Annotated in this window: 23 protein-coding genes, 1 tRNA gene and 1 other RNA gene; 11 read left to right on the forward strand and 14 right to left on the reverse strand. The window is 47.7% G+C overall.

Translation table 11 applies throughout. The annotated features are described in order from the left end of the window. Window positions 1-157 precede the first annotated feature (157 nt). From hslO to yrfG, 3 genes are read right to left on the reverse strand one after another with little or no spacing between them, the layout of a single operon-like run. Entirely contained in the window at window positions 158-1,015 is an 858-nt protein-coding gene (hslO, locus tag UXZ23_RS13250) for an Hsp33 family molecular chaperone HslO (RefSeq protein ID WP_320821038.1), read from the reverse strand. A gap of 2 nt (window positions 1,016-1,017) precedes the next feature. Continuing rightward, the gene (gene hslR, locus UXZ23_RS13255) at window positions 1,018-1,425 is read right to left on the reverse strand and encodes a ribosome-associated heat shock protein Hsp15 (RefSeq protein ID WP_320821039.1); all 408 of its coding nucleotides are present in this window, start codon (window positions 1,423-1,425) and stop codon (window positions 1,018-1,020) included. A gap of 37 nt (window positions 1,426-1,462) precedes the next feature. Further along, on the reverse strand, window positions 1,463-2,119 hold the full coding sequence (gene yrfG / locus UXZ23_RS13260) for a GMP/IMP nucleotidase (protein ID WP_320821040.1): 657 nt from the start codon (window positions 2,117-2,119) through the stop codon (window positions 1,463-1,465). Between the two features lie 53 nt (window positions 2,120-2,172). On the opposite strand from yrfG, the gene nudE reads away from it, so the two are divergent. Continuing rightward, on the forward strand, window positions 2,173-2,736 hold the full coding sequence (nudE, locus tag UXZ23_RS13265; protein ID WP_320821041.1) for an ADP compounds hydrolase NudE: 564 nt from the start codon (window positions 2,173-2,175) through the stop codon (window positions 2,734-2,736). 13 nt (window positions 2,737-2,749) lie between these two features. Here the strand turns inward: nudE and UXZ23_RS13270 are convergent, their stop codons facing one another. The 4 genes from UXZ23_RS13270 to UXZ23_RS13285 all read right to left on the reverse strand — a co-directional run bounded on the left by UXZ23_RS13270 (window position 2,750) and on the right by UXZ23_RS13285 (window position 6,401). Continuing rightward, window positions 2,750-5,239, reverse strand: coding sequence for an ATP-binding protein (locus UXZ23_RS13270; protein WP_320821042.1), 2,490 nt, complete (start codon window positions 5,237-5,239; stop codon window positions 2,750-2,752). Between the two features lie 45 nt (window positions 5,240-5,284). Next, window positions 5,285-5,971 (reverse strand): LrgB family protein, encoded by a 687-nt coding sequence (locus UXZ23_RS13275; RefSeq protein WP_320821043.1) that lies wholly within the window; start codon window positions 5,969-5,971, stop codon window positions 5,285-5,287. Further along, window positions 5,968-6,300, reverse strand: a complete 333-nt coding sequence (locus tag UXZ23_RS13280) for a CidA/LrgA family protein (protein WP_320821044.1) — start codon at window positions 6,298-6,300, stop codon at window positions 5,968-5,970. The genes UXZ23_RS13275 and UXZ23_RS13280 overlap by 4 nt, the downstream gene beginning before the upstream one ends. A 16-nt stretch (window positions 6,301-6,316) precedes the next feature. Then, window positions 6,317-6,401, reverse strand: a tRNA-Leu gene (locus UXZ23_RS13285). A gap of 203 nt (window positions 6,402-6,604) precedes the next feature. Between UXZ23_RS13285 and UXZ23_RS13290 the strand changes: the two genes are divergently transcribed. From UXZ23_RS13290 to UXZ23_RS13305, 4 genes are all read left to right on the forward strand, one after another. After that, the gene (locus UXZ23_RS13290; protein ID WP_320821045.1) at window positions 6,605-7,624 is read left to right on the forward strand and encodes an AI-2E family transporter; all 1,020 of its coding nucleotides are present in this window, start codon (window positions 6,605-6,607) and stop codon (window positions 7,622-7,624) included. Window positions 7,625-7,707: 83 nt separating this feature from the next. After that, window positions 7,708-8,400, forward strand: a complete 693-nt coding sequence (locus tag UXZ23_RS13295; protein ID WP_320821046.1) for a response regulator — start codon at window positions 7,708-7,710, stop codon at window positions 8,398-8,400. Between the two features lie 43 nt (window positions 8,401-8,443). Beyond that, window positions 8,444-9,781 (forward strand): ATP-binding protein, encoded by a 1,338-nt coding sequence (locus tag UXZ23_RS13300; RefSeq protein WP_320821047.1) that lies wholly within the window; start codon window positions 8,444-8,446, stop codon window positions 9,779-9,781. 127 nt (window positions 9,782-9,908) lie between these two features. Next, window positions 9,909-11,171, forward strand: a complete 1,263-nt coding sequence (locus UXZ23_RS13305) for a malic enzyme-like NAD(P)-binding protein (RefSeq protein ID WP_320821048.1) — start codon at window positions 9,909-9,911, stop codon at window positions 11,169-11,171. 62 nt (window positions 11,172-11,233) lie between these two features. On the opposite strand, the gene UXZ23_RS13310 is transcribed toward UXZ23_RS13305, so the two are convergent. Together UXZ23_RS13310 and typA are read right to left on the reverse strand one after the other, a co-directional pair. After that, window positions 11,234-12,037, reverse strand: coding sequence for a substrate-binding periplasmic protein (locus UXZ23_RS13310; RefSeq protein WP_320821049.1), 804 nt, complete (start codon window positions 12,035-12,037; stop codon window positions 11,234-11,236). A 102-nt stretch (window positions 12,038-12,139) separates the two neighbouring features. Further along, on the reverse strand, window positions 12,140-13,957 hold the full coding sequence (typA, locus tag UXZ23_RS13315) for a translational GTPase TypA (RefSeq protein WP_320821050.1): 1,818 nt from the start codon (window positions 13,955-13,957) through the stop codon (window positions 12,140-12,142). Between the two features lie 426 nt (window positions 13,958-14,383). Between typA and glnA the strand changes: the two genes are divergently transcribed. The 3 genes from glnA to UXZ23_RS13330 all read left to right on the forward strand — a co-directional run bounded on the left by glnA (window position 14,384) and on the right by UXZ23_RS13330 (window position 17,395). Then, entirely contained in the window at window positions 14,384-15,790 is a 1,407-nt protein-coding gene (gene glnA / locus UXZ23_RS13320) for a glutamate--ammonia ligase (RefSeq protein WP_320821051.1), read from the forward strand. Between the two features lie 92 nt (window positions 15,791-15,882). Then, the gene (locus UXZ23_RS13325; protein WP_320821052.1) at window positions 15,883-16,836 is read left to right on the forward strand and encodes an alpha/beta hydrolase; all 954 of its coding nucleotides are present in this window, start codon (window positions 15,883-15,885) and stop codon (window positions 16,834-16,836) included. Between the two features lie 139 nt (window positions 16,837-16,975). Further along, window positions 16,976-17,395, forward strand: a complete 420-nt coding sequence (locus UXZ23_RS13330; protein ID WP_320821053.1) for an ester cyclase — start codon at window positions 16,976-16,978, stop codon at window positions 17,393-17,395. A gap of 25 nt (window positions 17,396-17,420) precedes the next feature. Here UXZ23_RS13330 and UXZ23_RS13335 read toward each other — a convergent pair whose 3' ends face one another. From UXZ23_RS13335 to UXZ23_RS13355, 5 genes are all read right to left on the reverse strand, one after another. Further along, on the reverse strand, window positions 17,421-17,876 hold the full coding sequence (locus UXZ23_RS13335) for an EVE domain-containing protein (RefSeq protein WP_320821054.1): 456 nt from the start codon (window positions 17,874-17,876) through the stop codon (window positions 17,421-17,423). Between the two features lie 323 nt (window positions 17,877-18,199). After that, window positions 18,200-18,799 (reverse strand): 5-formyltetrahydrofolate cyclo-ligase, encoded by a 600-nt coding sequence (locus tag UXZ23_RS13340; RefSeq protein WP_320821055.1) that lies wholly within the window; start codon window positions 18,797-18,799, stop codon window positions 18,200-18,202. 21 nt (window positions 18,800-18,820) lie between these two features. Further along, a non-coding RNA gene (gene ssrS, locus UXZ23_RS13345) (6S RNA) lies at window positions 18,821-18,999 on the reverse strand. Between the two features lie 108 nt (window positions 19,000-19,107). Further along, on the reverse strand, window positions 19,108-19,422 hold the full coding sequence (locus tag UXZ23_RS13350; RefSeq protein ID WP_320821056.1) for a cell division protein ZapA: 315 nt from the start codon (window positions 19,420-19,422) through the stop codon (window positions 19,108-19,110). Then, on the reverse strand, window positions 19,415-19,627 hold the full coding sequence (locus tag UXZ23_RS13355) for a TIGR02449 family protein (RefSeq protein WP_320821057.1): 213 nt from the start codon (window positions 19,625-19,627) through the stop codon (window positions 19,415-19,417). Before UXZ23_RS13355 ends, UXZ23_RS13350 begins: the two co-directional genes overlap by 8 nt. Before the next feature lie 195 nt (window positions 19,628-19,822). Between UXZ23_RS13355 and UXZ23_RS13360 the strand changes: the two genes are divergently transcribed. Genes UXZ23_RS13360 through ubiH form a run of 3 tightly spaced genes read left to right on the forward strand, consistent with a single transcriptional unit; the run spans window position 19,823 to window position 22,938 of the window. Continuing rightward, on the forward strand, window positions 19,823-20,377 hold the full coding sequence (locus UXZ23_RS13360; protein ID WP_320821058.1) for a UPF0149 family protein: 555 nt from the start codon (window positions 19,823-19,825) through the stop codon (window positions 20,375-20,377). 10 nt (window positions 20,378-20,387) lie between these two features. Continuing rightward, the gene (gene pepP / locus UXZ23_RS13365) at window positions 20,388-21,704 is read left to right on the forward strand and encodes a Xaa-Pro aminopeptidase (protein WP_015488695.1); all 1,317 of its coding nucleotides are present in this window, start codon (window positions 20,388-20,390) and stop codon (window positions 21,702-21,704) included. A 10-nt stretch (window positions 21,705-21,714) separates the two neighbouring features. Next, on the forward strand, window positions 21,715-22,938 hold the full coding sequence (ubiH, locus tag UXZ23_RS13370) for a 2-octaprenyl-6-methoxyphenyl hydroxylase (protein WP_320821059.1): 1,224 nt from the start codon (window positions 21,715-21,717) through the stop codon (window positions 22,936-22,938). Window positions 22,939-22,981: the final 43 nt, after the last annotated feature.

Here is a 22,981-nt window from a genome sequence, read left to right on the forward strand (position 1 = left end):
CCACACGCTGTAATCTCTATATACCGCCCTGAGGGTGCATGGGCGAGTTCAGAATCGAAGGCGCACAATTATGCCAGAAAATCCGCCAGACGCTAAGCCCCCTGTATATTAATTAGCCGACATTGCGGAAGTTACTGATTTTATTCGTATTATTGGCTCAATGCAGGTGTCGTTCAGGGAACATATCTTCAATTTCTGGTCGTTCAAAGGCATAAGCCTGCTGACAAAACTCACAAGTAATCGAAATTTTGCCAGATTCTTTAAGTATTTCATCCAGTTCGGCATAGCCTAATTGATGCAGCGCATTGGCCGTGCGCGGTTTTGAGCAAGTGCAGAAAAAAGACAGCGGCGATTCAGGATAAAGTCGCACTTGTTCTTCGTGATACAGACGATGCAGCAGCGTTGCGTTGTCTAAATGCAGCAACTCTTCATCTTTCATGGTGCTCGCTAGATGGCCAATTCGATCCCAAGCATCGGTATCATTACTGTCTGTTCCGGGCATTTTTTGCAGCATAAAACCGGCAGCAATGCCGTCTTTGCAAACCAGCCAGAAGCGACTGTCGAGTTGTTCGGATTGCACGAAGTATTCTTCTAGCGCACCGGCAATATTGCCACCTTCGATGGCGGTAATGCCTTGATAGCGCTGCCCTTGCTCTGGCTCAATGGTGATAATGAATTGGCCATTTTCTAGCTGGAGCTCGGTGGCGGCAGCATTTTCGTCATAACGAGCGATGGCTCGCAGTTGGCCTTGTTCGTTGGTTTCTGCTTGCAGTAGTGACACATTACCCGCAAGGCGTATTTGCAGAGTCAGGCGCCCGGCAAATTTTAGGTTAGCGCTCAGTAGTGCGGTTGCTGCCATCAATTCGCCAATAGCCGTGGCGATCACAGCCGGGTAGGTATGGCGCTTGAGTACATCTTGATAGCTGCTGTGCAAATGCGTGATTTCACCGCGAATATCGGTGTTGTCAAAGCTAAAGCGTTGCAATAAATCGGCGCTGCCGGAAGGCTGGCTCATGTTCAGTAATCCTGTCTTTGCTTAAAGCGACTGATATCTCGTCGCTCTTTTTTGTTGGGTTTGTGGTCGGGTGCCATGCCGGCGGCATTAATAATGCGGCGAGTTTCCGCTTTATCGATCCGCTGCTTAATACTTTCTGGTGTTTCTTCGTAGAGTAATCGCGCTTCTGGTGCCCCGCGCCGTTGTTCGGATAGGCCCGTAATGACCACGGTTTTTTCGTCGAAACCTTGGCGAATGGTCAGTTTGTCGCCGATATCTACGGTCTTGCTGACTTTGCAGCGCTGACCTTGGAAATGAACCTTGCCGCCATCGATGGCTGTTTTTGCTGCCGCGCGCGTTTTAAAAAAACGGGCAGCCCAAAGCCATTTATCGATACGAATTTTACTAGTGTTGCTGTCTGTGGCGCTCACAGTTGCTCCAATTTTGATTTAACAACGTGTTGTTGCTCTACCAATCAAGCTCATCGAAGTGGTCGATGCCCGGAAATTGACTGTCTCGGCTTGGGGCCTTTTTACTATCTGGGTGGAAGATAGTTAATAAATAACGAATACCCCAACGAGATGCCGATTCTAACACAGCCTGACTGTCGTCTATTAGTAGTGTGCGCTCTGGGTCGAAGCCTTCATCACGCTGTAAGTGATCCCAAAATGCTTGGCTTTCTTTGGGTTCGCGATAATCATGGGAACTGATAATTCGATCCACTAGCTGATCTAAACCGGTGCGCTGTATTTTGAGATTAACGCTATCGCGGTGCGCGTTGGTAACAATTACACGGCGCTTGCCCAAGCTTTGTAGACGTTGCAGAAAGTCTTGCACATGTGGTCGAAAACCGATTTTATCCTGTACGTCGCGTTTGAGCTCGGCGATGGGTAGGCCGGTAAGCTCAGTCCAGTAGTCTAGGCAGTACCAGTCGAGGGTGCCACGCAGCCCAATAAAGCTTTTATTGAGTTCGCTCAAGGCTTCTTCTTCGCTGAGGCCATGGTGACTGGCATAGATTCCTGGTAAATGATCGAGCCAGAAATAATTATCGAAATGGAGATCAAGTAAGGTGCCATCCATGTCGAGCAGAACAGTATCAATTTGTTGCCAATCAGGCAGGTTCATGGGGTTATACTCCAACATAGCATTGCAATTACTCCTATTAAAACAGGCTCACCATGGATAAAAAACCACAGATTTTGCATCGTTCACTGGTGGCGGAAAGCCGCTTGTTTCGTATAGAGTCGATTGACCTTCGTTTTAGTAACGGGGTGGAACGCACTTATGAGCGATTAGTTCCCGGCGGTAGTGGTGCGGTGATGATGATTGCGCTGCTGGATGATGACACGTTCGCCTTGATTCGTGAGTACGGCGGCGGAGTTGAAGATTACACCCTCACATTGCCAAAAGGCGCGGTGGATTTGGGTGAAAGCATGCGTGACGCCTGTAACCGTGAGCTACAGGAAGAAATCGGTTTTGCGGCGCGCGAGTTTATTTATTTAAAGAAAATGAGTTTATCACCAAGTTATATGCGCGGTGGTATTGATGTTGTGTTAGCGCGTGATTTGTTCCCGTCTAAGCTTGAAGGTGATGAACCTGAGCCGCTCGAACTGGTGCCGTGGAAATTTGCCGATTTGCCTGAATTGTACGCTCGCGATGATTTTAACGAGGGCCGTGCGATTGCTGGCTTGGCACTGGCGATTGAGTATTTGGCCGGAAGGTTTGAAGGACAGTTGTTATAAGCCTGACAATATTTTAGTTTTCGGATTTATCTTGAGTTACGTTTGGCAGCAAGCTTGCGATGGCTGCACGTAAACTATCCATTCGAATCGGTTTGCTAATAAAACCGTTCATTCCGGCATCAAGGCAGCGTTGACGATCTTCCATCATGGCATTGGCGGTGAGTGCCAAAATTGGAATCGTGCTTTTAGCTGCTCCAAAGTCCCGAATTTGTTGTGTGGCGGATATACCGTCCAAAATGGGCATGTTTACGTCCATTAAAATCAAGTCGAAATTTTCTTTTATCACCGCTCGCACGGCCTCTTGGCCATTATTCACTGAAGTACAGCGCAATCCCATTCGGGTGAGCATTTTTTCGGCAATTTTCTGATTTACGGGATTATCTTCGGCTAATAATATTTTGGTTCTAAAGTCGATAGCTGGCCTAGCGGTAGATGGTTGTAATATTTGTAGTTTATCGGCGTCACCCAGCAGTAGTGCGAGAGACAAGGTAAATGAACTGCCTTTATCGGCAGCTGTTTTTAAAGTAATGCTGCCGCCCATCGCTATGGCCAGATGGCGGCAGATGGTTAAGCCAAGACCCGTTCCGCCGTACTGCCGGCTGGTGCTGGTATCCGCCTGGCGAAATGCAGAGAAAATTTGTTCTTGTTTTGATTCAGGAATGCCTATGCCGGTGTCATTAACATGAATCTGCAGTTGGTAACTGTCGCCGTTTAATCGTTGACCTTCGACGTGAAGCTCAATATGACCTTGATGGGTGAACTTGACAGCATTACTTAGCAAATTGGTCACTATTTGGCGTATGCGCTTTGGGTCGCCACGCCAAATAGTGGGGATTTTATTATCAAAGCGATAAATAAGAGAGAGTTCTTTCTGGCGTGCGGGTTGATGGAATAGATGGAATAGGTCGTTTAGTAATTGGTTTAAATCAAAGTCCACGGCTTCTATTTCGAGTTTTCCTGATTCGATTTTTGATAAATCTAATATGTCATTAATGATATCCAGTAAGACATGAGAGGAGCTGTGAATGATCTCGACGCAACCGCGTTGTTCTTTATCGAGAGGGGAGTCTAATAGCAGTTCTGCAGCGCCTAGTACTCCGTTCATTGGGGTGCGAATTTCATGACTCATACTCGCTAAAAAAATGCTTTTGGTGCGGTTCGCATTTTTAGCGGTGTTTAACGCTTCGCGGATTTGGCGGTTAGCCACTTCTAGAGCTTGCTGATTGGCAATGGATTCGGTGACATCAAGACCGGCCATTAAAATATCAATGTGATCGCTATCAGGGTAGCGCACGACGGTGAACTGCCAGTTGATGGTGGATTCTTTTCCACTGGAGGATATCAATGCGAACTGGTCGACTGGATGGCCGTCGATCGTCGGTAGGCGTTGCCATAGGGATTTTATGCGCTCGCGATCATCTGTGCGTAGTAGGGACCAGATGGGTTGTTTATGTAAACTTTCGCCGGGCATGGCGATGAGGTCTTCTGCTTGTTGATTCATGCGCAAGACATTGCCTTCATGATCGCAAATGATAAGTAAGGTCTGCATGGCATCTAAATATAAGTTTACTCGCTCTTGCTCTGCTTGAAGCTCTAAGGCCATGCGGTGATGGCGAGTAACATCGTCTCCACACAAGAGCACGGATTCTTGACCATCAAGATCCCAAGGGCGGGCTGTCATGGCCCAATGACTTCTTGTGCCTTTGGTATCCACTAAAATACATTCAAATTCGATGACACTTCGTTCTTGTAATGCTTGCAGTACATAAAACCCCAAATCACCGGATTTTTCCTTTGATGTTGCATCGCTTAAGTGGTTGCCTGTGGTTAGCTCGAACATAGATTCGAAGCGTGGGTTGGCATCCAAAATATATAAACTTGAGCTGATACGCAGGGCAATTCCACTCATGCTGTCCCAGCTCAAGCTATGTTGGAGTAGTTGACGACGAATTTTTTCATTGATAGGGCGCAGGATGTGTTGCGACAGTACCCCCGCAATGATCAATAAAATTGCATTGGCGATAACAATAAGTGCCCAAGTATGTAGTGTGACCGTGCGGATTTGGGCGATCGGTTCGCCGATAACTAGGCCTAGTTTTTGATTGATCGGCAATAAATAGAATAGGTAAGTGTTAGTGTTTAACGTCACTCTACGAAAGCCTTTGCTGCCAGCAATCGCGTCGCGCAGTAACGATGCCGGAATATGGCTTTCGGTTTTATTTTGTTCGTACCAAAAATAAAGTTGGTTGTACTGCACTTCACCGATCTGCAGTGTTTGTCCTGGACTGATCAGTGAGGGTCGATCAAGGGGTCCAACATGCTGGCGATTAAGATGAGGCGGGGAGTAATTGTGAAGTTTTTCGAACGCAGCATTTGCCCAAGCTTCGATGCGCAATTTTTGGCTGTGAATTTCGTTAATGTATATAACAACGCCTGAGACCAGCACCATACTCATCAGTGTGCCGATTCCTAGCAGCAGCAGAGATCGTAGGTGGCGAGTCATTTCTATTCCTTAAGGGACAACTCCCTTAACCATAGACGCAGACGCTCAAACTAGCCACGGTAATGCAATAGCATGCAGGGTTGCGGTTAAAGTCATAGCCATTGCGGCATAGGCGGATTCTCGCGTTCCTAACTCAATGGCGCGACTGGTGCCAATAGCATGAGCGCAAACGCCTAAAGTGAGACCCATAGCTTGCGGTTGGTTAAGTTTTGTAACCTTCAATAGAGGCGGTATGAGCAGCGCCCCAAAGACGCCAGTCACAATCACGAACGCAGAGGCAAGAGCACTAATGCCACCCAATTGCTCGCTCAGTGTGATCGCAACAGGTGTCGTAACTGATTTTGTTGCCATCGTTGCAGTAATGGCTTGATCGCCAATCCACCAATGAACTAACACCACGGCAGTGCCAACGGTTGTAGCGCTGCCTAAGCTTACCGCTAAGCTAATGCGCAGCCATTCTTTACGCATAGCATGAATAAATTGGTACAAGGGCACGGCGAGCATAACAACGACGGGCCCGAGCATTAGGTGTAGGTATTCACCGCCTTGCATGTAGGTTTGATAACTCGTGCCGGTGAGCTCTAAGGTTACGCAAATTAATACGATGCCCGTCAGTATTGGTGGAATGAAAGCGCTATTGCCGAGTTGTTGATAGAGGCGCTGGCCTAATAAAAAAGAGGCGATGGTTAAGGCTGTCCAAAACAACGGGGTGTGCAGCAAGGTAGCGATCATGGATCCGATCTCTTCGTCATAATCAATGCACAGACCAGTGCCCCCGGTATCAAGCTCATGGCGAGAATAACTAGCAGAGCGATACCATGCTCGTTGAGCAATTCTTTTTGGGTAATGATGCCAACGCTAACAGGAATAATAAACAAAGGAAGCAGGGGAGATAGTACGCGACTAGTGCTTTGCAGAGTTTCTGGGGTGCGACGCAGTAGCATTAGTACGAACAACAGAATAAGCATGCCGACAATGGAGCCGGGTACAGGAAGATCTAATAAGGTTTGTACCGAGATACCTGTTAATAGAAAGACTAACAGGATAAGGAGGCCAGACATGGACGACTCCGTAAATTGGTGCGGAAAGAGAGACTCGAACTCTCACGCCTTGCGGCACTGGAACCTAAATCCAGCGTGTCTACCAATTTCACCACTTCCGCATTTCAGGCCGCGAATTCTATAGAAAATTATTTTACTTGCAATACCCTTGCACAAACAATTCGACAAAAGATGTAGAAAAGTACAAAAAACATCATACGATTGCTTAAAAAGTGACCGCCAAGACGCTTGATAGACATATAGAAGGGGTCGCACGACTCATGTATGGTAGCGCAATCTTATTCTTAGCTTGCATGGAGCCATCATGTCATCGTCTGAAAATCGCGTAGCAGGGAATGTGGTACTGATTTTAGCGGCGATCGTCATTGTGATTGCTGGCGTTAAGAGCGCTGCAAGCATGTTAGTGCCTTTCCTATTGGCAGTGTTCATCGCTATTTTAGCGGCACCTTTAATGCGCTGGTTGACGCGCCATAAAGTACCCACTCTTATTGCGCTTATTATAATTTTGCTTGGGTTTACTGTGGTTGGCACTCTGTTGGCGACCTTTATTGGCAAGACGTTGAATGCGTTTTATGCCGACGTTCCGGTTTATGAACAAAAGCTGCAAACCCTAACGACCCAGTCGGTCACTTGGCTGCGGGGCCAAGGTATTGAAGTTGCTGACAATGTCTTGCGTGAATATGTTAATCCCGGAGTTGCTATGAAGATGGTGGCGAGCGTGTTTAACGGTTTGGGTGGGGTTTTGGCGAACACCTTCTTGATCTTATTTGCGGTGATTTTTATTTTATTGGAGGCATCATCCTTTCCCGACAAAGTGCGTAAAGCCTTTGGCGACCATACTCAAGCATTTACGCACTTTCAGCGCTTCACGGATTCTGTACAGCAGTATTTGATGATTAAAACCCTGATGAGTTTAGGCACTGCGGCGATGGTTGGGATTGCCTTAGTGATTGTCGGGGTCGACTATGCCCCCCTCTGGGCCTTAATTGCCTTTCTGTTGAATTACATCCCCAATATCGGCTCTATTATTGCGGCAGTGCCTGCGGTGCTAGTGGCTTTGATTCAACTTGGCGTGGGCGATGCTCTTATCACCGCCGCTATTTACGTCGGTGCCAACACCTTTTTCGGTAATGTGGTTGAGCCTCGAATGATGGGGCGTTCTTTGGGCTTATCATCCTTTGTGGTGTTCGTCTCTTTGGTGTTTTGGGGCTGGGTACTGGGGCCGGTTGGAATGCTGTTATCGATCCCTCTGACAATGGTGGTCAAAATCGCCTTAGAAACTCGTCCGCAAACGCGTTGGATGGCGACTTTGCTGGATCACTAGTGTCGGGTTCTTGGTAAGGAAGGGTCAATAGGGCTACCGCGTATTGAGCCGCAGGGGTAATCTGCCTAAATTAGAGGTGAATCATGAACTCCATTTTACTTATTGATGATGATTTTGAGTTGGGCGAACTGTTGCAGGAATACCTGTCGATGGAAGGCTTCCAGTTAACAGCGGTACAAGATGGTGAGACGGGCTTAGCAGAGGCCTTAAGTGGCAAGTTCAATTTGATACTGCTTGATGTCATGCTACCAAAGCTCAACGGCTTTGAAGTTCTGCGTAAGCTACGCGCCGAGTCGAATGTGCCTGTCATTATGCTAACGGCGCGGGGCGAGAGTGTTGATCGCGTATTGGGGCTTGAGCATGGAGCGGACGATTACATTCCTAAGCCATATCATCACCATGAGTTAGTTGCGCGTATCAAAGCGCTGTTTCGTCGCATCGAGTTGTCGAGCGATGTCACTCCCCAAGCGTCATCAGAGTTGCATGTCGGTGATATCGCACTGAACCCCACTACTAGAACGGCAAGATTGGATGGTGTTGAGTTGCAAATAACCGGCGCCGAGTTTGGCGTATTGCAGTGTTTGATGGAGCACGTAGGTGAATTGGTCGACAAAGACACTCTGTCTATTGCTGCGCTTGGTCGACCATTGATGGCTTATGACCGCTCAATTGATATGCATGTCAGTAATCTACGTAAAAAGCTCGGAAAACGCGACGATGATTCTGATTGGATCAAAACCGTGCGCAGCCGTGGCTATCTGCTTGTTAATGTTTAACGGCGATTGTAAGAACTACACAGAGTCAAAGAGGTTTTTCTAAATGGTGCGCTGGTATCGTTCGTTGTTCTTGCGCATCTTTCTTTGGTTTTGGAGTGTGGTGTTTATCGCTATGTTTACGGCGGTTCTCACTGGTTTATGGATTGAGGACGATTACTTGCGCCAAGCCACTCCAAACGAAACCCTTCTGTTGGTGCGCATGATCGAGCGCCAGCGCCCCGTCATGGTTGAAGATCGCAAATTATGGCGACGTATTCGTCCCGGCTGGAATCTCGTCGCCGCGCCGATGGATATGGTGAGTCAACTTCCCCACGATATTGAAGAGTTTGTTGATGAGGCGGCTGATCGTAGTCAAGTTTTGCGTGGGCAAAATGACGGCTGGCTGTTGGTTGGACCTATTCGCCGTGGCGACTATTTATATGTTGCGGTTTCTCGTATTGGCTGGCAAAGCATTCTGGAAGATGAAGGCCGTTGGACGTTGCCCGCGGCAATGGTGTTAGTGGTAACCCTTTTGTGCTTTGTCTTAGCTTGGAGTTTAACTCGTCCAATTCGACGTTTGCAGCATGCAGTCAAGCAGTTAGGTGGCGGTGATTTCGACATGTCAGCATTAAAAGTTGATGGTCGTCGCCGCGATGAAATTGGTGCGCTAACCAATGAAGTGGTCGATATGGCAGCATCACTACAACGTTTGCTGCATAGTCATCAGCAGTTGCTACGAGATGTTTCTCATGAGTTACGTTCGCCATTAACACGCTTGCAGATAGCGCTGGGTATTGCCCGTAAAAAGGATACTGAGAATCGACTTGGTGCCGAGCATGCTCGCATTGAGCGTGCGGTCACTCAGGTGGATAGCTTGATTGGCCAGATGTTGGATCTGGCGCGCTTGCAAGAGCAAGATCAGCATCAGTTACAACTTAGTGACGGCGTGGTCCAAGAGTATCTTGAGCAGTGGCTAGCCGATGCAGATTTAGAGATGGCGGCGCGGCGGGTGAGTGCTGCCGTGAACTGGCCGGCAGAACCAATGTCCGCCATGTGGGATTGGCTATTGATTGAACGGGCATTTGATAATTTGCTGCGCAATGCCATTCGCTTTGCTCCTGAGGGTAGTGCCCTAACGATCAGCCTGCAGCATCAACAGGATGAGTTAGTTATTAATATTCGAGATCGCGGCCCTGGTGTTCCGGATGATCAGTTAACGCGAATATTTGATGCCTTCACCCAAGTTGATAGCGCTCGTGACCATGCTGCCGGTGGCTACGGAATAGGCTTAGCGCTGGTGAAACGTATTGCCGAGCTGCACGGTGGGCGTGTCATTGCGGCGAATGCCATGCCAGGTTTATCCGTCAGCTTAGTGATACCGATCATCTTTTCAGAGGCCTAATACCTGATTTGTCTAGAATTTGGTAGCGCTTTTTGTTATAACTCTCGGCCCTTTGCCTCTGTGCCCGTTTGGTTGTTCTGGTGCGGTCGGCATACAACACTCATTGCGACGGAACTGGACAAGCACTATGTCAGAAGATTTCAAACAAGCGGCGTTGGATTATCATGAGTTTCCAAAGCCAGGCAAAATCAGTATTGAACTGACCACGCCAGCTCAAACCTCACGCGATTTATCGTTGGCCTACAGCCCGGGTGTGGCAGAGCCAGTGAAAGCGATTGCTGCCGACCCTGAAAATGCTTACCGTTACACCGCTAAAGGCAACTTGGTTGCAGTTATTACTGACGGTAGCGCTATTCTTGGTCTAGGTAACTTAGGTCCATTGGCCTCTAAGCCAGTAATGGAAGGTAAAAGTCTTCTGTTTAAGCGTTTCGCTGGTGTTGATTCAATCGATATCGAAGTTGAGTCTGAAAGCCCACAAGCTTTCATTGACACCGTTCGTCGCATTGCTATCACTTTCGGTGGTATCAACCTTGAAGATATCAAAGCGCCTGAGTGTTTTGAAATTGAACGTACTTTGATCGAACAGTGCGATATTCCAGTATTTCATGATGACCAGCACGGTACAGCGATTGTAACGGTTGCCGGTGCACTGAATGCATTGGAAATTGTTGGTAAGAAGATCGAAGACGCCAAAATGTGCGTACTAGGCGCAGGCGCTGCGGCGATCTCTTGCTCTAAACTGATGATTTTGGCGGGCATGAAACCAGAAAATATCTTCATGTGTGACCGTAGTGGTGTTATCCACTCTGGCCGTACTGATTTGAACCAATACAAGGCTGGTTTTGCTGTTGAGACTGACAAGCGTACTGTTGATGATGCCCTAGATGGTGCTGATATCTTCTTGGGTTTGTCTGGTCCTAATATGGTGACTGGTGAGCAAATCAAAACAATGGCAAAAGATCCAATCATCTTTGCTTGCGCCAATCCAGTTCCAGAAATTATGCCTGAGATCGTTAAAGAAGTTCGTCCAGATGCCATTATGGCGACTGGCCGTTCAGATTATCCGAATCAGGTTAACAACGTTCTTGGCTTCCCATTCATCTTCCGTGGTGCATTAGACGTACGTGCTAAGCGTATCAACGAAGAGATGAAGCTGGCTGCTGCTAGAGCATTGGCTAACCTAGCGAAAGAACCTGTAACTCAGGACGTTCTTGATGCATACGGTTTAGAATCTTTAGCATTCGGTCGCGAGTACATCATTCCTAAAGCGGTTGATATTCGTTTGTTGGGTGTTGTTTCTTCTGCTGTAGCGCGAGCTGCAGTTGATACAGGTGTAGCGGCTAAGCCTTACCCTGCGAACTACCCACTGAAAACTTTGGCAGATATCTAATAGCTGCTAAATAAAAAAACCGGCTTCGGCCGGTTTTTTTATATCTGTTATTCTCTAGGTGTTTACTGAATCAGGTACCGCGATAGCGTCTGTTCGTAGCTATTAATAATATTCTCGTAGCGTCCATTACTACGCAGCGTCGCCATGCCTTCGTCGAAGGCATTGCGGTATTCTTCGTTACTGAACGCCATAAAATATTCACTGGGTTCAAATAGCTCTACCGCCGTATAAGAAGCTTGATAGCGTACGTCCGGAGGGTTTTTATGTCGCAATTTACTGAGGTAGTATCGGAATATTAGGCGATCCATGATGATGACATCGCGATCACCATTGTAAAGAGACTCTACCTGTTCGATTTGTTGAGTGTATTCGGAATAGCTGGGTGCCAAGTCGACGGAGATAGCGAAAGGCTTGGGTAATAACTGCTTGGCAAGACTGAAGGCTCCAATGCGTAGGCCGGCCAGATCGCTAACTTTCTCAATGTTATGGTCTGCACGTTTTAAGGTTATGACGACGTTATGGAAAATCATAACGGGTTCGCTCGAAAAGAATGCATTAGGTGTCAGCTGAGGTTGGGTAACTAACAGTGCGTTTAATTTTCCTTGGTTAAAATCGTCAATGTTTTGGGCATTGCTGCCGTAGTGGACGTCACTATCTAAGCCGCTAACTGCCAGCGCCTCTCGTGTCAGATCGAGGGTGATGCCGCTATTATTGTGGGTGATAACGTATGGCGGTATCGATAAGCTAGTACCAACATGCACGGCAACGTCTGCCTGAGCTGGATGCAAGGCAAGCGCGGTTAATATGGCGACTACAGGGAGTAAGGTGCGCATCAATTCAACTTCGTTAGGCTTCTTCGTGATCATAGATCAATGTAGCAATTCTAGGATAGAGGGAAATAAAAAACGGGCCATAAAGGCCCGTTTGATGGTGCTTGGATCTATCCAACGGATTGACCCATAGGCACCTTAGCTCTTTTTGGTCTTAGAACGCTTACGCTCGTTCTCAGTTAAGAACTTCTTACGTAAACGAATGCTGGTAGGTGTTACTTCTACTAGCTCGTCGTCTTCGATGAATTCCAACGCTTGCTCTAGTGTGTGTTTCACTGGCGGCGTCAAGTTGATCGCTTCATCTGTGCCTGAGGCACGAACGTTGGTCAACTGCTTCGCTTTCGTTGGGTTAACCGATAGGTCGTTGTCGCGACTGTGTAAGCCAACAATCATACCTTCGTACACTTCTAAACCTGGTGCTACGAATAAGCGACCACGTTCTTGCAGAGTGAACAAGGCGTAACCTAAGATTTTACCTGGTACCATAGATACCAGTACGCCGTTGTGACGAGTAGAACCTAGTCCAGATTGTACCGGACCGTAATGATCGAAGATGTTGGTCAGGATGCCTGAACCAGAAGTCATGGTCATAAACAAACCACGGAAGCCGATCAAGCCACGTGCTGGCATGATGAATTCAAGGCGTACACGACCTTTACCATCAGGAACCATGTTGGTCATTTCAGCGCGACGGTTACCCATCTCTTCCATGATCGAACCTTGGTGCTCTTCTTCGATGTCGATAACCACTTGTTCGTACGGTTCTTGAACTTCGCCATCAACGATTTTTTGCACAACTTCAGGCTTTGAAATACCCATTTCGAAGCCTTCGCGACGCATTGATTCAATCAATACCGACAAGTGTAATTCACCGCGACCAGATACTTTAAACTTCTCTGGAGAGTCGCCTTGCTCAACACGCAATGCCACGTTGTGGATTAATTCTTTGTCCAAACGGTCTTTGATGTTGCGGCTAGTAACATATTTACCTTCACGACCAGCAAACGGTGAATCGTTTACTTGGAAGGTCATGCTTACTGTTGGCTCGTCAACGCTCAATGGCGGTAAGGCTTCTACATTGCCAACAGCACACAAAGTGTCAGAAATATTTAAGCCGTCGATGCCAGAGACACATACGATGTCACCGGCGTGTGCTTCAGGAACATCAACGCGCGTTAGGCCATGGAAGCCTTTCACTTGCTGGATACGACCTTTGCGGATAGTGCCTTCAGCCGTCACTAATTGAATGTCGGTGCCTGGCTTAAGCGTGCCGCGTGAAATACGACCAACACCGATAACGCCAACGAAGCTGTCGTAATCCAATGCCGAAATTTGCATTTGGAATGGACCTTCACGATCCAATTCAGGTGGCGTTACGTGATCAATGATCATTTGGAATAATGGTGCCATATCATCAGCCATTGCTTCTGGATCAAGACCGGCAATACCGTTTAGTGCAGAAGTATATACAACGGGGAAATCTAATTGTTCTTCAGTCGCGCCAAGGCGGTCGAAAAGATCAAAGATTTCATCCATAACCCAATCAGGGCGAGCACCAGGGCGGTCAATCTTGTTAATAACAACAATAGGACGCAGGCCGCGCTCAAACGCTTTTTGAGTTACGAAGCGAGTTTGTGGCATCGGACCGTCAACGGCATCAACCAGCAAACATACTGAGTCAACCATCGACATAACACGCTCAACTTCGCCACCGAAGTCGGCGTGTCCAGGAGTATCTACGATGTTGATTGGGTAATCATTCCAACGAATGGCGGTGTTCTTCGCCAAAATGGTAATACCACGTTCTTTTTCTTGGTCGTTCGAGTCCATGACTCGCTCGCCGCCCTGATCTTTACGATCGAGGGTGCCTGATTGCTCTAAAAGTTTGTCTACCAGGGTAGTTTTACCGTGGTCAACGTGGGCAATAATGGCGATGTTTCTTGGAATGTTGCTCACAACAGTAGCCTTCGTGATGGGAGTGTCTGACGCCGTCACGTAATTGGAAGGTATCAGGGTCCGGTGTCAGTTCAAAAATCGAGGCCGGATTATACCTGAAGTTGAGGCTTTACGGGATATCAATTTTTGTGCAACTAAAGCGCTTTTTTTGTGCCGATTTTCATGTACGGACGGTGTGTTGTGAACCTATAATGTGCGAGCTTGTATCGCGTTACGCATATAAGGGCTTTATTTGCATCTTAATGGTGCATGTTCGCTCATTTGTGCTCTAACTTGGAACAAAGTGGTGATGAGTGGTCGTTAAAAACCCAGTATTTATGCGGGTCTTTAGATTGATGGCAATGGCACACTACTTGCTCAGCGAAAGAGCATGGCAAGCCGGGTTTAGTCCCGAATGAAATTGAACCAGCATCTGGAGACGTTAAGATGTCAGAGAACACTCTGAATTTGATCAAAGAAAATGATGTACGTTGGGTTGACCTGCGTTTTACTGACTTTAAAGGTAAAGAGCAGCACGTAACTATCCCTGCGAGCTATGTGAACGAAGAATTCTTCGAAACTGGCCAGATGTTCGATGGATCTTCCATCGCTGGTTGGAAAGGCATTAACGAATCAGACATGATCCTGATGCCAGATGACGACACGTCATTCCTTGATCCGTTCACTGAAGACGCTACCTTAGTATTGCGTTGTAACATTGTTGAACCTTCAACTATGCAAGGTTACGAGCGCGATCCACGCTCTGTTGCTCTACGTGCTGAGCAGTTCCTAGCATCTACCGGTTTGGGCGATACAGCATTCTTCGGTCCAGAACCAGAATTCTTTATGTTTGACGATGTACGTTGGGGCGCAGACATGTCTGGCTCTTTCTGCAAAATCAACTCTGACGAAGCTGCTTGGAATACTGCAGCTGTGATGGAAGGCGGCAACTTAGGTCACCGTCCACGCGTTAAAGGCGGTTACTTCCCAGTACAACCAGTAGATAGTCATCACGACATTCGTGCTGCTATGTGTAACACCATGATGGCAATTGGTTTGGACGTTGAAGTTCACCATCATGAAGTGGCGAACGCTGGTCAGAACGAAATCGGTGTGCGTTTTAACACATTGGTTAAGAAAGCTGACGAAGTTCAAATGTACAAATACGTTGTTCACAACGTAGCGGCTGCTTACGGCAAAACTGCGACGTTCATGCCTAAGCCAATCGTTGGTGACAACGGTTCTGGTATGCACGTTCACCAGTCTTTCTGGAAAGACGGCGTAAACCAGTTTGCTGGTGATTTGTATGCTGGTTTGTCTGAAACTGCCCTGTTCTACATCGGTGGTATCATCAAGCACGCTAAATCACTGAACGCTTTCACTAACCCAGGTACTAACTCTTACAAGCGTTTGGTTCCAGGTTTCGAAGCTCCAGTAATGTTGGCTTACTCTGCGCGTAACCGTTCAGCGTCTATCCGTATTCCTTACGTTGCGTCGCCAAAGGGCAAGCGTATTGAAGCGCGTTTCCCTGATCCAATTGCTAACCCATACCTAGCATTCGCTGCTATGTTGATGGCTGGTATCGACGGTGTTAAGAACAAAATTCACCCTGGCGATGCAGCTGACAAAGACTTGTACGATCTAGAGCCAGAAGAAGCGGCTAAGATTCCACAGGTTTGTGGTAGCTTGCGCGAAGCAATGGACAGCCTGAAAGCTGATCACGCTTACTTGCTTGAAGGTGGTGTTTTCACTGCTGACATGATCGACGCTTACATCGGCTTGAAAATGGAAGAAGTTTACCGTGTTGAACAGACGACTCACCCTGTTGAGTTCGATCTGTACTACAGCGTGTAATACTCTACATTGCTAATGAAAAGGGGCTCTTCGGAGCCCTTTTTTATTGTCTAACTGCTACTATAGAGCGGTTATCACCATGAGGTTGTTGTGTGAACTGGGATCGCCAAGCGCTGTTGGAAGAACTGCGAGAGTTTGACTGGTCGTTTAAGACGACAGAACTAAGCCCTAACTTGGCCGCTTATCGTCGTCACTATAAGCTGAATTTTGACGATACTGGCCTAGCGTTGCAGTATACGGCCGGATTGGTCTCGCTTGCAGGATTTAGTATCGCTGTTCAGAGTTGGCGCCAGCCTGAGGCTCGAGGAACTACGATTCTGGTTCATGGTTACTATGATCATATTGGGCTTTACGCCAGCTTGATCGATTTCTGTTTGCGCCAGCAATTCAATGTCATTGTTTTCGATCTGCCAGGGCATGGCTTATCGAGTGGCGAGCAGGCGGCGATTTCTAATTTCCAAGAATATGACGATGTTTTTAGTCATTTGTTGCAGCTGGTTCAGGCTCACGACTCTAGTCCCTTGTATGCGTTTGGGCAGAGTACCGGTGGCGCGATTCTTATAAATTATTTATTGAAGCGACAGTTAACCGCGGCGCAGTCGCCATTCGAAAAAATCGTGTTATTGGCTCCGCTGGTGCGACCAACCGGTTGGCAGAAAGGGCAATTGTTGCATTCAGTTGTGAGTATGTTTATTAGTCGCGTAAAGAGAAAGCATGGAGACTCGTCATCGGATCCTGATTTTTTAAATTTTGTACGTACCCAGGATCCACTGCAGTCGCTTTATCTTAGCGTTCAATGGGTTGGGGCATTACGTCAGTGGGTGCCATTTATTGAGGCGCAAGAGCCATTGGATTTGCCTCTATTGATTATCCAGGGTGATAACGACGGTACGGTGGAGTGGAAGTACAACCTTGAGGTCTTGGCTGAAAAATTCCCTAAGGCTGAGGTCTTTATTTTGCCCGACGGACGTCATCATTTAGTTAATGAGTCGCTACCTCAGCGCGCTATCGCCTATGGCCAGATTGCGGACTGGCTGAATCGTTAATTTACGCTAAACTTGTAACTGCTTGAGCCAATTAATGGTGTTGGCTTGTTTGGTCGTGCAGATCGCTACGGATTTTGCAGGGACGATCGATATGCTATGACAGTTATTGTCATGCTCTCGTTAACAGGGATTGCAGCTAATGGATAACAAACGACTCGTTCGTCATTTTATAGATCTCACTTGGAATCAAGGTCGCCATAGCATAGCTAGATCTTTGCTGCGTCGAGACTTTACCTATCACGCCAGTATGATTGACGAGCCAATGGATTTTGATGGCATGGTCGCGCTCATCAATACCATCAAGGCAGCGATGGACGATTTTTCGGTCTCTGTTGAAGAGGTTTTGGCCGAGGGGGATAGAGTCGTTACTCAAAGTACATTCACCGGTACGTTGGTGCGCCCCTTGTTGGGTTTTGAGCCTAGTGATCGGTTATTGTCGTTAAGCGCAGTGACGTTTTGGAGTATTGCTCGTGGCCAGATTGTGGATGGGCAATCACAACTTGATACTGCTGAACTCGCGCGTCATATTCAGCGCTCTAATGTCCGTTTTACTGCTTAATTAAATTCTTTTATCTGAGTGCGTATTACATATTATTTAATAAGTAATGCCATTCGTCCTCCCTCACTGGCTGTACGGATAATCGACTACGGTTTAATAACACCATATTGGCCAATGCCTCGTGCTGGTGCATCTCTTTTAGTGGAATGATCTTAGGTAGTGCCTCGACCGCTTCTACTTCAATGGTGATCCACCGTGGCTTTTCTAGACTCGACTTTGGATCAAAATATTTTGATGATGGATCAAGTGAACTTGGGTCGATAATGTCGGTCTGAGTGACGCGACAAATTCCGGTAATGCCCGGAATGGGACAGCTAGAGTGATAAAAAAATACTAAATCACCTGCCTGCATGTCATCACGCATGATATTTCGTGCTTGATAATTACGCACGCCGTCCCATACTGTGCGCTTATTAAGTGCGCGTTCCAAATCGTTAAAGCTGAAGCTATCGGGTTCTGATTTCAGTAACCAATAATTCATAATAAAACCTTAGATTGGTCTAGTCGTTGCTAGGAAGTCTGAGAATAATAGCGGCTTAGCTTTTTATTGGGAATGCGTGCGTATATCGCACAAATAATAACGACAGAGCGATTCCTATGCTTGGGGCTTAGGGGTGTTCTGAAATAAGAATAACCGTTTTCTTTTTTTGGGGTTGTTGAAGACGATGAAAAAACCAGATGTATTACTTTTTCTGGCGATTGTGGTCGCATTGGGTTCAGCTATCACCGGTATGGCGAGTGAGGAGCGAAAGTCTCCAACAGTGCTGGCGTCAGAATATAGTATTCGATAGTCGCTAACGTTTGTTAGTCGGTTGTTGTAAATCTTAACAAGCGATGCAAGGACGCATCGGTTGCAATGAGCTTTAGCGGGATATCCCACGACTCTGCGGGCAGCATGGAAATTCGTTGGAACTCGTAGGCGCAGCCAACCAGCAAAGGTGTTTGTCCTTTCTTGTGCATAAATTCTAGTGTGCGATCATAAAAACCACCGCCCATGCCTAAGCGATTTCCGCGATCATCGAAAGCAACTAACGGTAGGCAGATTAAGCGTATAAAGCGCGCTGATACGGTTTTATTGCGGCTAAAACTTGGCTCTGAAATACCGAAGCGGTTGCGGCTCATCACCGTGTTTTTCTGATAGCGAATAAATGCCAAGTGTCCTTTGCGTAACGGGTGGAGAACTGGCAAATATATTTCTCTGCGGCGCTGATGCAAATCTTGAATTAACCACTGCGTATCAATTTCACCGTCATTGGTGAGATATACGGCTACGCGCTTAGCCATGAGATATTCAGGTGAACAACGGAGTTGGCGCAATAATCCGCGGCTAGTACTCTGGCGCTGTGCTTTTGATAGGCTGCGGCGCTGCTGGCGAATGAGTTTGCGTAATTCAGATTTGTTCATCGAAAGGCCGATATAAAAAGGGAGCTCCCCACTGTGCCGCTGTCTAAAAAGGCCTTGAACCCAGAGGTTCAAGGTGGCGGGTTCGACACTGAATAAGGCTTTCCGAAAATCGGACATGCGCAACAACAGCGAGCAGAACCCTCCAGGGTAGTACGCATCGGCTCGAGGTCTTTATCGACTGGCCAACACCCCAGGGAGCTAAACTAGTATAGCAAAGCTGCCCCTATTTCGGGCAGCTCTGTTAACGAATTGGAACGGAAAAATTTAGATTGGTTATTCGTTGAGCGATTAACTGCGAACCCCTGTTACTAGAGTTCGAGTTGAACGTCTTGATCGAGAGCAGCATCAATACTCGCATGCAATTTCTTCAACTCGGTATCCATTGTGTTTTGTTGGGTTTCGATTTCAAGCATATGGTGAGTAATATTGAGTGCAGCAATAACTGCAATGCGATCAGTACCGATGACTTTGCCGGCTGCTGAACTCGCATTCTTAATTTCTTCCATTTTATCGTTGAGATGGCGTGCGGCATTGCGCAGCTCCTCTTCGGCACCCGCAGGGCAGTTCACGCGATATTCGCGTTCCATAATCGTTAGTGCCAATGTTTTCGGTGCGTTAGCCACTGTTGCGCTCCAGCGTTTGCAGGCGGGTAATCATTTCGTTCACCTTGCGGCGAGCCATTTCATTTTGCTGCACTAGCTTGGCGCGCTCGGCTTGCCAGCTTGCTTCGGAAATACGCATAGCACGATTTTGCTCACGTAGTGAGTCGTGTATTGCTAGCAGCTTATCAATTTTGCGCTGCAGTTTTTTTAGTTCTGATTCTTGCATCGCTATTCGACAGGGTTATGAAAACTGTACCTACTATAAGAGTGGCATGCTGGCGAGGTCAATGGAGTTAGGGAGACACTGCGCAACTATATGATGGCTAAGCCGATAATGAAGTTCAGTTTTCTGCGCAATATTAACTGTCTTTGCGGCTGGCAGTGGTAGAATTAAAACGTTTTCAAAGCTCTAGAGGCCATTATGACCATCGAATTTGCCAGCGCTGCCGACCAGTGGCTGGAGTCACGTTGCTACCAAACTCCGTCAGCCTTGCATGGTTGGTTGGCAGGATTTCTTGCTAGCGGGGCTCGTTTAACAGCGGAAGCATGGATTAGTGAGGCCCAAGATTATCTCGAATTAGAAGAAAACGCAGACCCTGCATTAGCGGCATTGCTTTTTACTATGTACGAAGAAATGTTAGAGGCACTGAGTGCCGAAGACATGACCTTCCAGCCGCTACTGCCAGAAGATGACGACGCGGATGTCGATGAGCAAGTCGATTGTTTAGCTGAGTGGAGTAAGGGTTTTCTCGACGGTTTCGGTGCCTCTGGACTGGCATCCGGTAAGCTGCCGGATGATGTTGTCGAAGTATTGCGCGACCTCGATGCGTTTTCTCAAGCGACTATCGATGATCCTCAAGACCCACAAAATCCACAGCTGTATCTGGCCTTGACTGAGCATGCCCGTGTCGCTGCGTTAACCGTGTTTTATGCTTTTAACAAACCGGCAGAATCAGTGCCGGGTGTTGTTCACTAAGGGGATTGTTATGGTGAAACTGGATCCGCAAGAATACGCTCGTCGTCGCCGTCAATTGATGGATTTAATGAGCCCAAATAGCATTGCGATTATTCCGTCAGCGCCTGTGACGGTGCGCAATCGCGATGTTGAGCATCCGTTTCGCCAAGACAGTGATTTTTATTACCTCAGTGGCTTTGCTGAAGAACATGCGGCCTTGGTGCTTATTCCCGGACGCGAGCATGGCGAGTATGTGATTTTTTGCCAAGAAAAAATCAAAGAACAAGAAATTTGGACTGGCCGCCGTGTTGGTCCTGAGGCCGCACCCGAAGTACTTGGTGCTGACGATGCTTTTCCCGTAACCGATATCGACGATATTTTGCCGGGTCTTATTGAAGGCAAAGATCGTATTTACGCCAGTCTTGGCGTTAGCCCTGATTTTGATCGCCAGCTAATGCAGTGGGTGAACCACATTAAAACTCAGGTGCGTAATGGTGCCACTCCTCCACATGAGTTCTCTGCGCTGGATCATCTTTTGCACGAAATGCGTTTGATAAAATCACCCGCTGAAGTTGCAGTGATGCAAGCCGCTGCTGATATCAGTGCTGAGGCGCATACGCGTGCGATGCAAATGGTTAAGCCGGGAATGATGGAATATCAGTTAGAAGCTGAAATTATGCGTACCTTTATGGCGGCAGGCAGTCGTTGGCCTGCTTATCCATCAATCGTCGGTGCGGGTGACAATGCTTGTATCCTGCATTACACCCAAAATAACCAGATGATTGCCGATGGTGACCTGATTTTGATTGATGCGGGTTGCGAGCTTGATTACTACGCCTCGGATATTACTCGTACTTTTCCCGCTAATGGGCGTTTTAGCGATGAACAGCGCGCTCTCTATCAGTTGGTATTGGATTCTCAGTACGCTGCGATTGCTGAAGTGAAAGCAGGCAATCATTGGAATCAACCACACGAAGCAGCGGTGAAGGTATTAGTGACAGGCTTGATTGAGCTGGGCTTGCTTGAAGGCACAGTCGAAGAGAATATCGAGTCACTCGCGTATCGCCAATTTTATATGCACAAGACGGGGCATTGGTTGGGTATGGATGTGCACGATGTGGGTGAATACCGCATTGATGGCGAATGGCGCATCCAAGAGCCGGGCATGGTTATGACCGTTGAGCCGGGTCTTTATATTGCTCCTGATGACGACAGTGTTGATGCAAAGTGGCGCGGCATTGGCATTCGTATCGAAGACGATGTGGTGGTGACCAAAACGGGATGTCATGTTCTGACCTCCGGTATAGTGAAAGAAATCGCCGATATTGAACGCGTAATTGCAGGTTAATAGGTAACTGATGACGACACTAACTGCCGACATAACGATCATTGGTGCCGGAATGGCCGGTGCCAGCTTGGTGCATTTGCTTGGTCCAGCGCGGGCTGCTGGTATGTCGGTCGCATTAATTGATCGTCAACCACTGCAGTGGCAAGACGACAGTGACGCCCGCCCGCCCAGCTTTGATGGTCGTGCTACGGCGTTATCCTTTGGCACTCAAGAGATTCTCAATCAATTGGGCTTATGGGATGCCATTGCGCCTCACGCTTGCCCGATTGAACATATTCAAGTGAGCGACGAAGGACGTTTTGGGCAGGCGCATTTGCATGCCACCGAGCAAGGTACGCCTGCGCTCGGCTACATCATTGAAAATCACCAGCTCGGTCAAGCCTTGCTGCGTGATATCGTTAATGCCGATGATCTGTTGCAGTTAACCCCGCTTAGTGTTGAGCAAGTAAAAATGAACGCTGACGGTGCTTTGCTGCAATTAAGTGATGGTCGAGAGCTGCAAACGCACCTCTTGATTATGGCGGATGGCGGACGTTCGCCGTTAATGACGCAGTTGGGTATTCAATCTAAGCGTAACGATTACGGTACGCATGCCTTGGTAACCCAAGTTGAGTGTGATCAGCCTCATAATAATTGGGCTTACGAACGTTTTAGCCAAGATGGCCCTATCGCTTTTTTACCTTTGCATAAAAATCAGTATGCCGTGGTGTGGACGCTTGATGCAGACGTGATCGACGCCATGCTGGCATTAGATGAGGCGACCTTGCTAGCTAAGCTGCAACAACGGATCGGCCATAGGGTTGGGCGTCTCACCCGTATTGGCTCGCGCACTAGTTATCCTTTAGCCTTGATCAAAGCGTCGGAACAAGTACGTCGTTCTCTGGTATTGCTAGGGAATGCAGCGCATAGCTTACATCCAGTGGCTGGCCAAGGATTTAATTTAACCTTGCGCGATGCCGCGAGTTTGGCCGAGCATCTGAATAAAGCGGCACAAGACGGATTAAATCCGGGTGATTTGAATGTGTTAGAGCGGTACTTAAAGCAGCAGGTTACTGATCAACGCAACACGGTTACTGCCAGTGATTGGCTACCGCGATTGTTTGCACAGCCGAATGCTTTAGTTGCTTGCGCTCGTGATGGCGGCTTGCTGGCGCTAGCAGCGATGCCAACGGCGCGGCGTTTATTTGCCCGCCATGCGATGGGGCAGGGCCAGCGAGCGGCGCGTATCGGTTAGTGTTCGAATACTCGGCTGCACAGTTAGCAGTCTTTCTCGTAGT

It is taken from the genome of Thalassolituus sp., assembly GCF_034111725.1.
Taxonomy (GTDB): Bacteria; Pseudomonadota; Gammaproteobacteria; order Pseudomonadales; family Oceanobacteraceae; genus Thalassolituus.

Coding starts and splice junctions, on each gene's coding strand:
- hslO (WP_320821038.1), bottom strand. CDS start 1,015: ATGAGCCAGCCTTCCGGCAGCGCCGATTTATTGCAACGCTTTAGCTTT.
- yrfG (WP_320821040.1), bottom strand. CDS start 2,119: ATGAACCTGCCTGATTGGCAACAAATTGATACTGTTCTGCTCGACATG.
- nudE (WP_320821041.1), top strand. CDS start 2,173: ATGGATAAAAAACCACAGATTTTGCATCGTTCACTGGTGGCGGAAAGC.
- UXZ23_RS13270 (WP_320821042.1), bottom strand. CDS start 5,239: ATGACTCGCCACCTACGATCTCTGCTGCTGCTAGGAATCGGCACACTG.
- UXZ23_RS13275 (WP_320821043.1), bottom strand. CDS start 5,971: ATGATCGCTACCTTGCTGCACACCCCGTTGTTTTGGACAGCCTTAACC.
- UXZ23_RS13280 (WP_320821044.1), bottom strand. CDS start 6,300: ATGTCTGGCCTCCTTATCCTGTTAGTCTTTCTATTAACAGGTATCTCG.
- UXZ23_RS13290 (WP_320821045.1), top strand. CDS start 6,605: ATGTCATCGTCTGAAAATCGCGTAGCAGGGAATGTGGTACTGATTTTA.
- UXZ23_RS13295 (WP_320821046.1), top strand. CDS start 7,708: ATGAACTCCATTTTACTTATTGATGATGATTTTGAGTTGGGCGAACTG.
- UXZ23_RS13300 (WP_320821047.1), top strand. CDS start 8,444: ATGGTGCGCTGGTATCGTTCGTTGTTCTTGCGCATCTTTCTTTGGTTT.
- UXZ23_RS13305 (WP_320821048.1), top strand. CDS start 9,909: ATGTCAGAAGATTTCAAACAAGCGGCGTTGGATTATCATGAGTTTCCA.
- UXZ23_RS13310 (WP_320821049.1), bottom strand. CDS start 12,037: ATGATCACGAAGAAGCCTAACGAAGTTGAATTGATGCGCACCTTACTC.
- glnA (WP_320821051.1), top strand. CDS start 14,384: ATGTCAGAGAACACTCTGAATTTGATCAAAGAAAATGATGTACGTTGG.
- UXZ23_RS13330 (WP_320821053.1), top strand. CDS start 16,976: ATGGATAACAAACGACTCGTTCGTCATTTTATAGATCTCACTTGGAAT.
- UXZ23_RS13335 (WP_320821054.1), bottom strand. CDS start 17,876: ATGAATTATTGGTTACTGAAATCAGAACCCGATAGCTTCAGCTTTAAC.
- UXZ23_RS13340 (WP_320821055.1), bottom strand. CDS start 18,799: ATGAACAAATCTGAATTACGCAAACTCATTCGCCAGCAGCGCCGCAGC.
- UXZ23_RS13355 (WP_320821057.1), bottom strand. CDS start 19,627: ATGCAAGAATCAGAACTAAAAAAACTGCAGCGCAAAATTGATAAGCTG.
- UXZ23_RS13360 (WP_320821058.1), top strand. CDS start 19,823: ATGACCATCGAATTTGCCAGCGCTGCCGACCAGTGGCTGGAGTCACGT.
- pepP (WP_015488695.1), top strand. CDS start 20,388: ATGGTGAAACTGGATCCGCAAGAATACGCTCGTCGTCGCCGTCAATTG.
- ubiH (WP_320821059.1), top strand. CDS start 21,715: ATGACGACACTAACTGCCGACATAACGATCATTGGTGCCGGAATGGCC.